At 52.4% G+C, this 13,375-nt stretch carries 12 protein-coding genes; 11 read left to right on the top strand and 1 reads right to left on the bottom strand.

Features of this window, described 5'->3' with window-relative positions; all coding sequences use genetic code 11:
- Positions 1-158 precede the first annotated feature (158 nt).
- The 11 genes from EPD59_RS09535 to groL all read left to right on the top strand — a co-directional run bounded on the left by EPD59_RS09535 (position 159) and on the right by groL (position 12,776).
- Positions 159-1,259 (top strand): Nif3-like dinuclear metal center hexameric protein, encoded by a 1,101-nt coding sequence (locus EPD59_RS09535; RefSeq protein WP_133272575.1) that lies wholly within the window; start codon positions 159-161, stop codon positions 1,257-1,259.
- Positions 1,249-1,998 (top strand): zinc ribbon domain-containing protein, encoded by a 750-nt coding sequence (locus EPD59_RS09530; protein ID WP_133272574.1) that lies wholly within the window; start codon positions 1,249-1,251, stop codon positions 1,996-1,998. The genes EPD59_RS09535 and EPD59_RS09530 overlap by 11 nt, the downstream gene beginning before the upstream one ends.
- Positions 1,999-2,246: 248 nt before the next feature.
- Positions 2,247-3,599, top strand: a complete 1,353-nt coding sequence (locus tag EPD59_RS09525) for a tetratricopeptide repeat protein (protein ID WP_133272573.1) — start codon at positions 2,247-2,249, stop codon at positions 3,597-3,599.
- A gap of 34 nt (positions 3,600-3,633) precedes the next feature.
- A complete protein-coding gene (locus tag EPD59_RS09520) occupies positions 3,634-4,908 on the top strand; it encodes an anthranilate synthase component I family protein (RefSeq protein WP_240731695.1) in 1,275 nt (424 codons plus the stop codon).
- A 150-nt stretch (positions 4,909-5,058) separates the two neighbouring features.
- Positions 5,059-6,513, top strand: a complete 1,455-nt coding sequence (gene miaB / locus EPD59_RS09515; RefSeq protein WP_133272572.1) for a tRNA (N6-isopentenyl adenosine(37)-C2)-methylthiotransferase MiaB — start codon at positions 5,059-5,061, stop codon at positions 6,511-6,513.
- An 86-nt stretch (positions 6,514-6,599) separates the two neighbouring features.
- A complete protein-coding gene (locus tag EPD59_RS09510) occupies positions 6,600-7,937 on the top strand; it encodes a sigma-54 interaction domain-containing protein (protein ID WP_133272571.1) in 1,338 nt (445 codons plus the stop codon).
- 57 nt (positions 7,938-7,994) lie between these two features.
- Positions 7,995-8,450, top strand: coding sequence for an LptE family protein (locus EPD59_RS09505; protein ID WP_165963530.1), 456 nt, complete (start codon positions 7,995-7,997; stop codon positions 8,448-8,450).
- 171 nt (positions 8,451-8,621) lie between these two features.
- Positions 8,622-10,094 (top strand): hypothetical protein, encoded by a 1,473-nt coding sequence (locus EPD59_RS09500; protein ID WP_133272569.1) that lies wholly within the window; start codon positions 8,622-8,624, stop codon positions 10,092-10,094.
- On the top strand, positions 10,095-10,544 hold the full coding sequence (secG, locus tag EPD59_RS09495; protein WP_133272568.1) for a preprotein translocase subunit SecG: 450 nt from the start codon (positions 10,095-10,097) through the stop codon (positions 10,542-10,544).
- Positions 10,545-10,794: 250 nt separating this feature from the next.
- On the top strand, positions 10,795-11,088 hold the full coding sequence (locus EPD59_RS09490; RefSeq protein WP_133272567.1) for a co-chaperone GroES: 294 nt from the start codon (positions 10,795-10,797) through the stop codon (positions 11,086-11,088).
- A 44-nt stretch (positions 11,089-11,132) separates the two neighbouring features.
- Positions 11,133-12,776, top strand: coding sequence for a chaperonin GroEL (groL, locus tag EPD59_RS09485; RefSeq protein ID WP_133272566.1), 1,644 nt, complete (start codon positions 11,133-11,135; stop codon positions 12,774-12,776).
- A gap of 137 nt (positions 12,777-12,913) precedes the next feature.
- Here the strand turns inward: groL and EPD59_RS09480 are convergent, their stop codons facing one another.
- A complete protein-coding gene (locus EPD59_RS09480; RefSeq protein WP_133272565.1) occupies positions 12,914-13,309 on the bottom strand; it encodes an SH3 domain-containing protein in 396 nt (131 codons plus the stop codon).
- Between the last annotated feature and the right edge of the window lie 66 nt (positions 13,310-13,375).

The following is a 13,375-nucleotide window of genomic DNA, read 5'->3' as shown; positions in this document are numbered from 1 at the left end:
AGAATTGATGCGGCCAGCGCAACTTGCGACAATTGAAACCTATGATTCATATGTTCAGATTAAGAAAACCCACCGAATAAGGTGCTAATCCGACCTCCCGCACCCCCTCATTGCCTCATTGCCTCATTGCCTCATTGCCTCATTTTCCATTAAGCAAAATGCCTATCGTCGCTGACCTTGCCCGCGCCCTCGAAACGGCGGCGCCCCTCGCCTATCAAGAATCGTATGACAATGCGGGCCTGCAATGCGGTGATCCACAGGCCGAAATCAAAGGCGTCCTGATTGCCCTCGATTGCACCCTAGCCGTTCTCGATGAGGCTCTAAAACGGGGTTGCAACGTAGTAGTGGCCCATCATCCGGTCATTTTTCGTCCCCTCAAAAGCCTGACCGGCGCTACGGAAGTGGAGCGGACTCTATTAAAGGCGCTGAAAAATGACATTGCCATCTACGCGGCCCACACCAACCTAGATAACGTGCGCCACGGCGTAAATCGCAAGCTTGGTGAGAAGCTTGGCTTGCAGCAGCTACGCATTTTGGCCCCCACGAGCGGCAATCTGGCCAAGCTGATTACCTATGTGCCGCCAACGCATACCGATGCGGTTTTACAAGCTCTCTATCAAGCCGGTGCCGGCCAAATCGGCGACTATTCCGACTGCAGCTTTCGCTCCGATGGTGTAGGCACTTTCACGCCTGGTTCGGCTACCCAGCCTTTTCAGGGACAACCAGGCCAACCCGAAACCACTCCTGAGCAGCGGGTAGAAGTGCTGCTGCCCCTGCACCGGCAGAAAACTGTGCTTCGGGCCCTGCGCCAGGCCCACCCCTACGAGGAAGTGGCCTACGAAATAGTCAAGCTCGAAAACGAAAACCAGGATGTAGGCGCTGGTATGATTGGCGACTTACTCCAAGAGCTATCACCAGCAGCGTTTCGGCAGCAGCTACGCACTATTCTAGGCGTACCAGTTGTGAAACACACCGATTTCGGCCGGCCTATCCGGCGGGTGGCTTTGTGCGGGGGAGCCGGTAGCTTTCTTTTAAACAAAGCTCGGGCTGCTGGCGCTGACGCCTACGTAACCGGCGATTTGAAGTACCATGAGTTTTTTGGTCCGGAAGGCGATTTACTGCTCTGCGATGTAGGCCATTTTGAGAGCGAACAATTCACCAGTGAGCTATTCCAGGAATTGCTAACCTCAACGTTTTCGAGTACTTTTGCGGTCTTAATCGCAGAGACCCTCACCAACCCCGTCCGTTATGACTTCTAACCCTACCGCGGAAACCCCCGTTGCCAACAAGCTGGAGGCCCTTTTGAACCTACAGCGCATTGATTCGCAGCTCGATGAAATTCGGCGCGTGCGCGGCGACTTGCCTGAGGAAGTCCGTGACTTAGAAGACGAGATTATTGGCTACGAAGTGCGTGTAGGCAAGTTTGACGAGGAAATCTCGGGGCTTAATGACCAGATCAAGCAGCGCAAGCAGGCTGCGAAAGATGCTGAAGGTCTTATTCGCAAGTATGAGGAGCAGCAGCAAAACGTGCGTAACAACCGTGAGTACGAGGCAATTGCCAAGGAAATTGAGTTGCAGCGCCTAGAAATTCAGATCTCCGAGAAGAAAATTAAAGAAGCTCAATACCAGATTGAGCAAAAGAACAACGACATCGCCGGCACTAAGCAACGCCTCGATGAGCGTCGCAAAGACTTAGCAAACAAGCAGGGCGAACTGCAAACCATTGTAGGTGAAAGCGAAGCCGACGAGAAGAAGCTCATGACGGAGCGCGATGGGGCTGTGAAGCCTATCGAGGAGCGTCTGCTCATGGCTTACACCCGTATTCGCGGTAACGTTCGCAACGGCCTAGCCGTGGTGACGGTAAAGCGTGATGCCTGCGGTGGCTGCTTCAACACGGTACCCCCTCAGCGCCAGGCCGACATCATCTCGCACAAGAAGATCATCGTGTGCGAGCACTGCGGACGGGTTTTGGCTGATGTAGACTTGAAAGCTGCTTAATTCGCTTTTATTCAGTTGACTAAAAAAGGAACGGCATCTGTCGTTCCTTTTTTGTTGAAGTACACATGAAATTTCTAGCGGATAAGCGCATTTGGTTATGCAGAGGAGTGCAGAGGCTATTCTTAGTACTGCTGTTGTCTGCTGCTACCTTTTGTGCTTGCCTTGGTGAGCCTCTACAATTATTATCGGCCACCCTGCCGCCACCTTCAACGCTGACACCCTCACAAGCCCGTGCGTACGCTGAAGTGATGAAACTGCGCGTACCCGCCGCCCGTGCCCTGCTACGGGCGGAAGATCCAAACAGCGCCGGCACCATGCTGGTCACTGATTGTCTGGAGATGGTGGAAATACTAATCAGCCAAGATGCTAAGCGCTACTCCGGCGTGATAGATGCGCAGAATCAGCGGCTGAAAACGATAGAAAAAGCCCCCCAAGGGCCACTGCGCGACTACTCAAGTGCCCAGCTTCGGCTTCATCAGGCGGTGTTACAGGTTGTTTTTGAACATGAAGTTCAGGGCGCCTGGAATCTGCGGCAAGCGTACCAGCAGATGCAAGCGGTTGCGAAGCGTTATCCAAACTTTTTACCAGCCCGCAAATCATTGGGTATGTTGGATTTTGCTATCGGCTCCTTGCCTGAGGGTTACCGCTGGTTTTTACGGCTGCTTGGTTTGAGTGGCAGCGTTGACTCTGGCTTGCAGCACTTACGCGCGGCGGCCCAGCGGCCTCACGATTTTCAGTTGGAAAGCCAGCTTATTCTGGCGTTGGTAGAAGAAACCTACTATCGGCGCAGCAGCGAAACGACTCAGCTAGTTACACGTTTGGCTACGCAACAGCCAGACAACTTACTTCTTACCTTTTTGGTTATCAGCCAGAACAAGAAGCTACACCGCACCGACCGTGCTCTGGCCGCTTTCCAGGCCCGCCCCGCTGGCCCAGCTTATTTGCCGGTAGCCTATTTGCACCACATGGCGGCCGACTTACTGCTTTATCAGGGACAGTTTGCTGCTTCCGAACGCGAAAACTTGAAGTTTTTACAGCTTTACCGCGGGCAGCACTATCGGAAGGCGGCCGCTTTCAAGCTTTATCTGGCTGCTTGGCTTGGGGACAAACATTCTGCTGCTACCCATTACCGACAGCAGATAGCTACCGGCGGCCGCACCGTAGTTGAAGAAGACACGTATGCGCAGCGTTTTTTTGAGGAAAAAAGCCCCCTGCATCCTGTCCTCACTCGCGCCCGTCTCCAGCTTGATGGCGGCTATTATCAGGAAGCTCTCACAACACTTAAATCGTTTGATGCCAGTAATAAAAGCACGCTACGCGACCAATTAGAAGCACCATACCGCCGCGCCCGTGCCTATCATGGCCTCAACCAACTAGATTCGGCCCGGTACTTCTACGCTCGCACAATTGCGCTATCCAAAGGCCAGGCACCCTACTATTTTGCCCCCCAGGCTGCCTTGCAGCTTGGATATTTGTACCAATCGGCAGGTCAGACGGAGCTTGCTCGGAAATATTTCCGGCAGGCGCTTCAGTATCCCAAGCACGAGTACAAAAACAGCACAGACATGAAGGCCAAAGTGGCTCTGGCGGAGCTTGGTTAAGACCACAAGCGTTCACGACCCTTACTTTTGCTCTGTGATAATCGTTTCGCTGTCTAGCTTGCCCATAACGCCCGCTGAGTTTCGGGCCAAAGCCTTGCATTGGGCTGCCCGCTTTGCGTACTGCGCCTATTACGAATCTAATGACCTAAATTATCCGCAGGGGGCTTTTTCACGGCTGCTCGGTGTGCGTGCTGCTACTGCACCGGCACCTACTAGTCTGAATGAGTTGAGAGCTTGGCTGAGGCGCCCTACCGATGCTCCTCGTTGCGGTATTTTAAGCTATGAACTAAAGAATCAGATAGAAGACCTCAACAGTCACCATTTCGATGGCTTATCTTTCCCTAATCTTCATTTTTTTGAGCCTGAAAGCTGGGTGATTTGGCGTTCAGATTCGGTGGAGATTCACGGCTTGGGGGGCATTTTAGATGAAATTTTAGCGACTGCTGTACCAGCGTATGCTACAGCTTCGGTGCCTCAAATGCGTGCCCGAATGCCAAAAGCTGAGTACCTCGCGGCCGTAGCGGCTATTCAGGAAGACATTCTGAATGGCGAAGTGTACGAGCTAAATCTCTGTCAGGAGTTTTACGCTGAGCACGTTGCTATTGAGCCTGTTTCAACCTTCCTACAGCTTAATGCAGCGTCGCCTACCCCTTTTGCTGGGTTCTATAAATGGCAGGATCGGTACTTACTATGTGCGTCGCCCGAGCGCTTTCTGCGGCAGCAACACGATGTACTTCTTTCTCAACCTATTAAAGGCACAATCCGCCGTGGCCTGACAGCTGAGGAAGATGAAGAATTGCGACAGCAGTTGCGCCACAATGAGAAAGAACAAGCTGAAAATCTGATGATTGTGGATTTGGTACGCAACGACCTTGCCCGAGTGGCTGTTACCGGTTCGGTGCAAGTGCCTGAGCTATTCGGCCTTTATAGCTTCCGCCACGTCTGGCAGATGATTTCAACCGTGCAAGCCCGGCGCCGGCCCGAATGCGACTTTGTCGACATCCTGCGTGCCACTTTTCCGATGGGTTCTATGACGGGCGCCCCCAAGATCAGGGCCATGCAACTCATTGAGCAGTATGAGCATAGCCGCCGGGGTCTTTACAGTGGCAGCCTCGGCGTTATCTGGCCCTCCGGCGACTTCGATTTCAACGTGGTCATTCGCAGCCTTCAATTCAACGCCGCCACGGGGTACCTCTCTTTTCAGGCTGGCTCTGCCATCACCTACGATTCAGTTCCGGAGCTTGAATATGATGAGTGCCTATTAAAGGCAAAGGCGATGCTAGAGGTTTTAGGCGCTCAGATTGTTTAGCAGCCTGATGCACGACAAGGCACAATAGATTGTTTTTAGGTGAGTGCTCTTTGCAAAAGAGCCCAAATCTTACGCATTCTAATCTCTGCCATTCTGTCATTTTAAGCCTAAAAGGCCTACCTTTGCCCTCCTTATTCGTGTTTGACCGCTATGTCGCAGCCCATTCTTACTCTCGACTTTCTAGATACTCCGGCTCCCACCGCCCCCGCTGATCACGCCCATACCCCCAGCGGTGAGGTTCGGGTAAGCGCCGCTACCAGCACTGGCCGGCAGCGCAAGCTTTATATTGAAAGCTATGGTTGTCAGATGAATTTTTCTGACTCCGAAATCGTGTCCTCTATCCTGTTTCAGGAAGGATTTGACACCACAGAACAACTAGAAGGCGCTGATTTGGTGTTGCTTAACACCTGCTCTATTCGGGAAAAAGCCGAGCAGACGGTGCGCATGCGCCTTTCCCAGATTAACGGACATAAGAAGCGCAACCCCGGCTTGCTGGTTGGCGTGCTCGGCTGCATGGCTGAGCGCCTGAAAACCAAGTTCTTAGAAGAGGAAAAGATTGTAGACCTCGTGGTAGGGCCTGATGCGTACCGTGACTTGCCCCGCCTGATTCAGGAAGTAGATGGGGGGCAAAAAGCAGTGAACGTGCTGCTTTCCCGTGAGGAAACGTACGCCGATATCACGCCGGTACGCTTGAACTCCAACGGAGTATCAGCCTTCGTGAGCATCATGCGCGGATGCGACAATATGTGCTCCTTCTGCGTCGTGCCCTTCACCCGCGGCCGCGAGCGTAGCCGCGATGCGCACAGCATCGTGCAGGAGTGTCGCGACTTACTTGCTGCTGGTTACAAAGAAGTTACCATGCTGGGCCAGAACGTGGACAGCTACAAATGGGCTTCGGAAGATGGCTTGGAGCAAGTAAACTTCGCCCAACTACTGGAGCGCGTGGCATTGCTAAGCCCCGAGTTACGGGTACGCTTTTCTACGTCTCACCCCAAAGACATTACCGACGAGGTACTGTACACCATGGCTCGGTACGATAACATCTGCAACTACATTCACTTGCCTGCCCAAAGCGGTAACTCCCGGGTACTCAAGCTGATGAACCGCACTTACGACCGCGCGTGGTACGAAGATCGGGTGCAGGCCATCCGCCGCATTCTGGGCGAAGACTGTGCCATCAGCACCGATATGATTTCGGGTTTCTGCTCAGAAACGGAGGAGGAGCATCAGGATACGCTTAGCCTGATGGAGCAAGTGCAATATGATATGGCCTATATGTTCTTCTACTCGGAGCGTCCCGGCACCCTGGCCGCTCGCAAGTTGGAAGATGATGTGCCGCTGGAGGTAAAAAAGCGACGCCTAGCCGAAGTCATTGCGGTTCAGCAAAAGCATAATCTCATCCGCAATCAACGCGCCATTGGGCAAGTACACAAGGTGTTAGTCGAAGGCTTTTCCAAGCGCTCTGATGAGTTTCTGAGTGGTCGCAACGACCAAAACAAAGTGGTTCTCTTCCCAAAACAAACCTTCCAGAAAGGCGATTATGTGAACGTGCTGGTGCACGACTGCACTGCTAGCACCTTATTCGGCAACGCCATCCAAGCATAGGAATTGGCCCTTATCAATCTAGGGGCTATTCAAAAGCTAAAGTAAATGCGGCCGATTTTCGTCCTTTAACGAAAACCTACCTACTGATTTTGACTCCCAGCGAAATACAATCCATCAAACAACGGTTTGGCATCATTGGCAATGCGCCGGCGCTGAACTATGCCATTCAGGTGGCTGCCCAAGTGGCGCCCACCGACATGACCGTGCTTATTTCGGGGGAAAGCGGCTCAGGTAAGGAATCCTTTTCCAAAATTATCCATGCCCTTTCACCCCGCAAGCATGGACAATTCATTGCTATTAACTGCGGTGCCATTCCTGAAGGCACCATCGATTCCGAGCTTTTTGGGCACGAGAAGGGTTCGTTTACAGGTGCCAATGAGGCACGCAAGGGATACTTTGAGGTAACCAATGGAGGCACCATGTTCCTCGATGAAATTGGGGAAATGCCACTGGGTACCCAAGCTCGCTTGCTACGCGTACTTGAAAATGGCGAATTCATTCGGGTAGGTGCCAGCAAGGTGCAGAAGACGGACGTGCGTGTGGTGGCGGCTAGCAACGTGAATTTACTGGACGCTGTACGTGAAGGCCGCTTCCGCGAAGACCTCTATTATCGTCTTAACACGGTACCTATCACAGTTCCACCACTACGTGAAAGAGGCGATGATATCTATCTACTATTCAGGAAGTTTGCAACTGACTTTGCTGAACGCTACCGCGTAAAGCCGATTAGCCTTACCCCTGATGCTATTGCTGATTTGCAGCGCTTCCGGTTTCCAGGTAACATCCGGCAGTTGAAGAATATTGCCGAGCAGATGTCGGTGTTGGAGATGGAGCGCGAGCTAGATGCGGCCCGCTTACGTCAGTATTTGCCGGCCGACCAGAGCAGCCGTTTGCCCATGCTGCTCAGCGCCGCTAGCCCCGATGGCCTAGGTGCAAATAACACGTACTCGGAGCGCGACCTGCTGTACAAAGTGCTGTTTGATATGCGGCGCGACATGACCGACTTAAAGAAGTTGGTTTTGGACTTGGCAGCTGGTCAGCGCCCTGCCGAGGCGCAGGAGCTTCTACGGCAAAACAGCCATCTTTTCAATAATCTAAATGTGGCATCTTCTTATGAAGGTGGCCGCCTGAATCGTCCTGCCCCTACTGAAGCTGCTGGCGAGTACTTTATTTCCCCGCGTCCCGTTAGTGATTTAAACGACAGCGACGAGGAACTAACCTACGACGATGAAGCCCAACGGGTGGAAGATATTCCGCACGAAACGGAAGAGGAAACATTGTCGCTGGAGGCAAAGGAGAAGGAAATGATTATGAAGGCGCTCAAGAAGCACCATAACAAGCGCAAATACGCTGCCCACGACCTGGGTATTTCGGAGCGCACCTTATACCGCAAACTCAAGCAATATGATCTCGAGCAGCTCTAACCGATTGACTGGCTGGCTACTGGGGGCTTTTTTCTGTTTCTGTTGGCCGGTTGCAGCGTGTATTCCTTTACAGGAACTAACATCGATCCCGCAGTAAAAACCATCTCCATAGCAACGTTTCAGAACAACGCCAGCAACGGTCCGTCCTTTCTGGCTCAGCGCTTTACGGAGGATTTCAAGGACTATTTTCAGCGTAATACCACGCTGAAACTCGTGCCCCGCGATGGCGACCTACAATTTGAAGGTGCCATTACGGCTTACGATTTCGCCCCTGCTGCCATTCAGCGCGAAGGAAATATCGACCAGGCTGGCCAAAACCGGCTGACGATTCAGGTGCAGGTGAAATTCGTGAACACCAAAGACCCTTTGCAGGACTTGGAGCAAACCTTCCAAAGCAGCGACAGCTTCTCGGCCACGGAAGACATCACCACGATTAATAATGACCCGCGCGTCCGTATCATCACCAACAACATTATCACCGACGTTTTTAATAAGTCGGTAGCTAACTGGTAATTACCCTACTGTCGGGCTCGGTAGCCACACTACGGCGCCTGTTTAGAAAATAAATTGCCGTATTGTTGTCGGCTCAAAAAAAGGCTGGCTTAGCTAGGTCCTTTTCGAAATTGACGCCATTTTTAAGCTGAACATCCATCCTCAGCCAACTCCTAATTAGTACCGCACATCATGACCCGCGCCTCGCTGCTGCATATTCTGGACAATTTGGGGGGCATTTCGGAAACGGAAGTTCAGGAGTTGGAGCAGTTAGCGGCTACTTTTCCGTACTGCCAGACCGCCCATCTATTGCTGGCAAAAGCTGCCCATGATCGGGGCAGTATGCTGGCAGCCCAGCGCCTGCGCCGCGCCGCCACCTACGCCGTAGATCGGCAGCAGCTACGCGCCCTGATTGAGTTGCCCGCGCCGCCACCGCCCGTAGAAGCTTCTGTGCCTGCGGCTGTGGCTCCAGTTGATACCGAATCCCGAGCCCATCTTCCAACTACGGTTCATCCTACGCATGATGACAACACTCCCGATGAACTAGAACTACTACCAGCTGCTGTTACTACAGACAATGACAATATTGAATTACAACCATTAGATAATCAGCTACTTGCCAATACGCTTACTCCTGATGAGTCCGATAGTAAAGAAGAATCTTCTGCCTTCACTGTAATAAGTGAGGAACGTGTAGCAACAGAAATACTCACTTCAGAAGCAGTATTGTTGGATAATACGGTAGCAACTTCGTCCCACGCGAGTATTGAGAAAGAACCTGAAGTAGCGCAATCTCAATACGGCGAGGTGGTCCATGAATTCTCGGAGCAAACTTCTGAATCTGCTACGGAGGCAGACGCCCTACTAGAGAAAGAGCACGTAGAGACGAGCACCGAAGTTGAAGCTGATGTAGTTGCTCCGGAAGTGGAATCACCTACTTCAGGAGATATTGAACTATCTGTAATAGAGCCTCTTGGAGAACTTGTGGATCTGAAGGTGGAATCAGCAGATCTTCCGGTAACTAACGCATCAGAGGCGGAACCTGAAACTGAACTGACCGATGAGGAATTGCCGCTACTACCACCGCCAATCCGTCCTCCAGCGGAAGTTGGCATCTCCCGCTTCGAGTTTGGTCTGACGCAAACACTACCTGTTCCGACTTATAATCTATTCGAGGTTGAGAAAGCTGCTGCTAAACAAATTGTTGCCATCCCTCCTTTCTGGTCTGATGAGGAAGTTGGCTATGCGCCGGGGTTAGGTAGTCGCCTAGGTTTCTGTCTGCAAGCGCACGACGAGTATAGTCTGGATTTGCCCCCCAGCGCGTTTTTCGAGCCTGATGCCTTACTGCTTCAACATTTAAAGCAGCACCAGCCCGTACCGCCGCCCGTGCCAACCAGTATTGATTTGATTGACAAGTTTTTGCGCAGCAAGCCCCGATTCAGAGCACCTTTACCGCTTCCCCCGACCACCGAAGCCCAAGCCGATTTATCGGTGCGTAGTACGCTTGCAGAGCCCAGTTTGGCCTCAGAGAGCTTGGCTCGCATTCTGGCGCGACAGGGCAAAATCGGTAAGGCTATCGAAATATATGAACGGCTGATAGTGCGCCAGCCGGAAAAAAAGGCGTATTTTGCCGACCAAATCCAACAATTGCAAACCTTCGAGTAGATGTATATTGCCCTCATTGCCCTGATTATTTTTGTTTGCTTGCTTCTAGCCCTCGTTGTATTGGCCCAAAACCCAAAGGGTGGCGGACTGTCGAACCAGTTCGGTTCTGGCGGAGCTGCCAATCTGATGGGCGTAAAGCGCACCGGAGACCTATTGGAGCGCTTGACTTGGGGCTTCGCCCTAGGGTTAATGGTTCTTACGCTTGGAACCCACATGATTATTGGTGGCGGTGATAATGGCCCGGCCCGCAGCATCAACCAAGAGCGCGCGCTTCAAACGCAACTCCCTGCTACTCCAGCTCCTACGGCTCCAGGCGCTAGTGCTCCAGGTGCTACGGCTCCTGCAGCCTCCGGCACGGCCACTCCTAATGAGCGGGCAGCGTCTGCCCCCGCTCAACAGTCTACTACAACTCCGGCTCCCGCCCCAGCTTCAACAACCGGCAACCAGTAAGGCTTCGCTGCTCTTATACTCACCCGTATCACCGATGACTTCCTGTTTGGAAGCCATCGGTTTTTTTATGCCTTTCTCAATGTGTCAGGTTTCGACAGACCTGACACGTTTGGCAGCAAAACTTTGGTATGAGGCTCTAAAAAGTTCACTTTAACGACCATTATGTCAGGTTTGAGTGGGCTGGCATAAGAAGTGTCGGGAACGGCGCACGGGTTTATTCACTCAACATCTTTCAACCAAAACGTACAATATGTCACTTAGCATGAAACCGCTGGCCGACCAGATCCTTATTCTGCCAGCCGCCGCCGAGGAAAAAACTAAGTCGGGTATCATCATCCCCGATACGGCCAAGGAAAAGCCCCAGCGCGGCGAAGTGGTGGCCATAGGCGATGGCAAAGTAGCTGAACTTACTGGCACAGTGATTACACCTCGCGTGAAAGTTGGTGACCAAGTGCTTTATCGTAAGTATGCTGGATCTGAGCTCACCTTTGAAGGCGTTGATTATATGATCATGCAGGAGAAAGATCTTCTCGCCGTTCTGTAGGGTTTCCTTTTCCTTTCCTGAATTACCTTTCTATTTAAAATAAGATGGCTAAGAACATCCAATTTGATACCGACGGCCGCGACAAGCTAAAGCGCGGTGTAGATAAGCTGGCTAACGCCGTGAAAGTAACCCTCGGCCCAAAAGGCCGCAACGTGGTTATCGACAAGAAATTCGGCGCACCCACCATAACTAAGGATGGTGTAACTGTAGCTAAAGAAATTGAACTGACTGACCCTGTTGAAAACATGGGTGCTCAGTTGGTAAAAGAAGTTGCTTCCAAAACAGCTGACCAAGCTGGTGACGGTACTACAACTGCTACTGTATTGGCTCAGGCTATTTACACGGCTGGTTCGAAGAACGTAGCTGCTGGTGCTAACCCAATGGACCTGAAGCGTGGCATCGACAAGGCGGTACACGCTGTTGTTGCTAACCTGAAGGCGCAATCGAAGAAGATCGAGAACTCTTCGGAGATTGCCCAGGTAGGTACTATTTCGGCCAACAACGACTCGGAAATCGGTCAGATGATTGCCGATGCCATGGATAAAGTGGGCAAAGAAGGCGTTATCACGGTAGAAGAAGCGCGTGGCACGGAAACCGAAGTAAAGACGGTAGAAGGCATGCAGTTCGACCGCGGCTACCTCTCCCCTTACTTCGTGACCAACCCGGAGAAGATGGAAGTGGAGTTGGAAAACCCTTACGTGCTGATCTACGACAAGAAAGTAAGCACCATGAAAGAGCTTCTGCCCGTATTGGAGCAGGTAGTTCAGACTGGTAAGCCGTTGGTTATCATCTCAGAGGATGTTGACGGTGAGGCTTTGGCTACGTTGGTAGTTAACAAGCTGCGTGGTTCGTTGAAGATTGCAGCCGTAAAGGCTCCTGGCTTCGGCGACCGTCGTAAGGCAATGTTGGAAGACATCGCTGTGTTGACTGGTGGTACCGTGATTTCGGAAGAGCGTGGCTACAAGCTTGACAGCGCTACGATTGAGTACCTCGGTACGGCTGAGAAGATTATCATTGACAAGGACAACACAACCATCGTCAATGGTAAAGGTGAGAAGGCCACTATCACGGCCCGCATCAACGAAATCAAAGCTCAGATTCAGACGACCACGTCGGATTACGACAAGGAGAAGCTGCAGGAGCGTTTGGCTAAGCTGTCGGGTGGTGTCGCTATCCTTTACATCGGTGCTTCTACGGAAGTAGAGATGAAAGAGAAGAAAGACCGCGTTGACGATGCTTTGCACGCAACTCGCGCTGCCGTTGAAGAAGGCGTAGTACCTGGTGGTGGTGTTGCTTTGGTGCGCGCTATCGAATCGCTGGCTGCTGTTGATACGCTGAACGGCGACGAGCGTACGGGTGTAAACATCATCCGCACGGCGCTGGAAGCTCCGCTGCGCTGCATCGTAGGCAACGCCGGTGGCGAAGGCTCGGTGGTCGTACAGAAGGTGCGTGAAGGCTCCGGCGACTACGGCTACAATGCCCGCGAAGACCGCTATGAGAACCTGATGGCCGCTGGTATCCTCGACCCAACGAAAGTAACTCGCTTAGCTCTGGAGAACGCCGCATCTATCGCCGGCTTGCTCCTGACCACTGAGTGCGTTATCTCGGATGAGCCAGAAGATGAGAAAGCTGCTGCTGGCGGTGCCGGTGGTATGGGCGGCATGGGTGGCATGGGCGGCATGATGTAATATCAGCCGCGCAGCTAGCTAAGCTGTTCGTTTAATATAAAAAAGCCCCCAGACTTGGTCTGGGGGCTTTTTTATGCTTGCTTCGCGCTGCAATAGTATTTTACTTCCTCTACTGTAAGGTCCCGCACTGCTTAGGCTTAGCGAGTGAAGTTAATAGAATCCAGCAGAGAGAGGTAGCTCGTCTGGATGTAGCCGGTGGCTCCCCTTCCGCTTGGCCAAGAGGTTTCCCGCAACGTCGCTCGGCACCAGCCATTGGCTTGCACCGCATGAACCTCCAGCGTGTCGCCCAAGGTTACAACGCCAGTGGTTGTAGCCGTTAGGTCGGCGGTGGGGTGAGAGAGTAGAGGCACATCCGGAGTAATAACAGCTGCGGGGTGGGAGAGCAGGCGGCTGGGGACGGGCCGGGTGTAATAATAGACGAGAGATCCGAAAACGGTATTGACCAGCAGGGTCCACCCGACCAATTGCCACCAGTTAATGCGCCATTCTCCCGCTTGCCGGCGCACGGGAGCTAATCGAAGGAGTTTACTCATATGAAGGACAGTAAGAACATACGTATGAAAACATACATGTATGAAACATAAAAAAAGCCCCCGGAC

This window comes from Hymenobacter radiodurans, assembly GCF_004355185.1.
GTDB lineage: Bacteria > Bacteroidota > Bacteroidia > Cytophagales > Hymenobacteraceae > Hymenobacter > Hymenobacter radiodurans.
The sequence above is the reverse complement of the archived record's forward strand: the minus strand, read 5'-3'. Positions and strand labels throughout refer to the sequence as shown.

What these genes read in the sequence shown, in the direction of transcription:
- EPD59_RS09535 (WP_133272575.1), top strand. Translation starts at nt 159, where the DNA reads ATGCCTATCGTCGCTGACCTTGCCCGCGCCCTCGAAACGGCGGCGCCC.
- EPD59_RS09530 (WP_133272574.1), top strand. Translation starts at nt 1,249, where the DNA reads ATGACTTCTAACCCTACCGCGGAAACCCCCGTTGCCAACAAGCTGGAG.
- EPD59_RS09525 (WP_133272573.1), top strand. Translation starts at nt 2,247, where the DNA reads ATGAAACTGCGCGTACCCGCCGCCCGTGCCCTGCTACGGGCGGAAGAT.
- miaB (WP_133272572.1), top strand. Translation starts at nt 5,059, where the DNA reads ATGTCGCAGCCCATTCTTACTCTCGACTTTCTAGATACTCCGGCTCCC.
- EPD59_RS09500 (WP_133272569.1), top strand. Translation starts at nt 8,622, where the DNA reads ATGACCCGCGCCTCGCTGCTGCATATTCTGGACAATTTGGGGGGCATT.
- secG (WP_133272568.1), top strand. Translation starts at nt 10,095, where the DNA reads ATGTATATTGCCCTCATTGCCCTGATTATTTTTGTTTGCTTGCTTCTA.
- EPD59_RS09490 (WP_133272567.1), top strand. Translation starts at nt 10,795, where the DNA reads ATGTCACTTAGCATGAAACCGCTGGCCGACCAGATCCTTATTCTGCCA.
- groL (WP_133272566.1), top strand. Translation starts at nt 11,133, where the DNA reads ATGGCTAAGAACATCCAATTTGATACCGACGGCCGCGACAAGCTAAAG.
- EPD59_RS09480 (WP_133272565.1), bottom strand. Translation starts at nt 13,309, where the DNA reads ATGAGTAAACTCCTTCGATTAGCTCCCGTGCGCCGGCAAGCGGGAGAA.